General features: G+C 76.0%; 1 protein-coding gene and 1 pseudogene. Both read left to right on the plus strand.

Going from position 1 to position 1,523, the window contains the following annotated elements:
• Positions 1-319 (plus strand): annotated as a pseudogene (locus PROKR_RS18795) (hypothetical protein); the annotation flags it as partial.
• The gene (locus PROKR_RS18800) at positions 316-1,467 is read left to right on the plus strand and encodes a substrate-binding domain-containing protein (RefSeq protein ID WP_036965683.1); all 1,152 of its coding nucleotides are present in this window, start codon (positions 316-318) and stop codon (positions 1,465-1,467) included. The pseudogene PROKR_RS18795 and the gene PROKR_RS18800, both read left to right, overlap by 4 nt.
• The last annotated feature ends 56 nt before the right edge of the window (positions 1,468-1,523 follow it).

The raw sequence follows: 1,523 nt of genomic DNA on the forward strand, positions 1-1,523 counted from the left end.
CCCCGCCGGCCCCGCCGGACCCGCCGAACCGACGGCGTGGCACTGGATGCTCGCGGGCGACGTCGAGCTCGCGCCCGGTCGCGCGGTCGTCCGCTTCACGCCGGACGGCGCCCCGGTGCGCCGCGACCTCGCGATCACGTGGGATCCTCAGGCCGTCGACGCCGCGGTCGACGTGCGCGCGCTGGACGACCCCGAGCTGACCGCCGTCTGGGGTGAACACCTGAACCGGTTGCGGCTCACGGCGCGCGCAGAGGCGCCGTCGGGCCAGTTCCGGGTAACCATGAGACCCACCGGGTCGGGATCGCAGGAGGTCGCATGACGCAGGAAGCGCCGCTCCCGAGCGAGCGTCGGGCACGCCTGATCGCACGGGTGCGGGAGACGGGCTCGGCACGGGTGAGCGACCTGTCGCGCGTGCTCGGCGTGACTCCCGTGACGGTGCGGCGCGACCTCGCGCTGCTCGTGGCCGAGGGCACGCTGGAGAAGGTGCACGGCGGTGCCCGCATCCCGGCGCGCGGCACCGGTACCAACGGCGGCTCCGGAAGCGGCGGCGGCCTGGGCGCCCGCACCGGGGCAAGCACCGGCGTCCCCCTGCCGGAGGGCATGTTCGCGGGCGACGACGAGCGACCGACCATCGGCATGGTCGTGCCCTCGCTGGACTACTACTGGCCCGAGGTGATCCGCGGCGCGCGGGCCGCCGCGCACGACACGGCGCGGCTGATCCTGCGGGGCGGTTCGTACGACGTGGACCAGATCCGGCACCAGCTCTCGGCGCTCGTCAGCGACGACGGCGGCCCGGGGGTCGACGGCCTGCTGGTGGCCCCGCCCGTCGACGGGCCGGACGCCACCGATCTGGCCGACTGGCTCGCGGGCCTGGACCTGCCGGTGGTGCTGATGGAGCGGCGCCTGGTGGGCGGCCCGTACCGTGAACCACTGGAGTCGGTGGCGACCGACCATGCACTGGGCTCGGGCACGGCGGCCCGCCACATCGCCGAGCGGGGACACAGGCGCGTGGGCCTGGTGACGTCGCGGACCAGCCCGCACTCCGCGGCCGTCCGCCGCGGCTTCCTCGCGGCGGCGGCGGACCTGGAGTTCGACGTGGTGCTCGACCTGGAGACCGGTCCGCTGGCCGGCGCGGAGTGGGCCACCGACGCCGCGAGCGTCCTGGACGAGTGCACGGAGACGGGCGTGACGGCGGTCCTGGTGCACTCCGACCGGGAGGCGATCTCGCTGGTGGAGCTGGCGCGGGAACGCGGCATGCGGGTGCCTGCGGACCTGGCGGTGGTCGCCTACGACGACGAGGTGGCCGCCCTGGCAGACCCGCCGCTGACCGCGGTGAGCCCGCCCAAGGCCGCGATCGGCGCGGCCGCGGTGGAACTGCTCACGCGTCGGCTCACGGACGCCGACCGCCCGGTGCACCGGATCGAGCTGAGCTCCCGGCTGATCGTGCGCGCGTCGAGCGGCGACTGACCCCGACCACGCGCCGGTCAGCGGCCGGCGACCGGCGCCGGGTCGAACCGGCGCAG

Origin of the sequence: Promicromonospora kroppenstedtii DSM 19349, from assembly GCF_000515355.1 — a bacterium.
Lineage (GTDB): Bacteria > Actinomycetota > Actinomycetes > Actinomycetales > Cellulomonadaceae > Promicromonospora > Promicromonospora kroppenstedtii.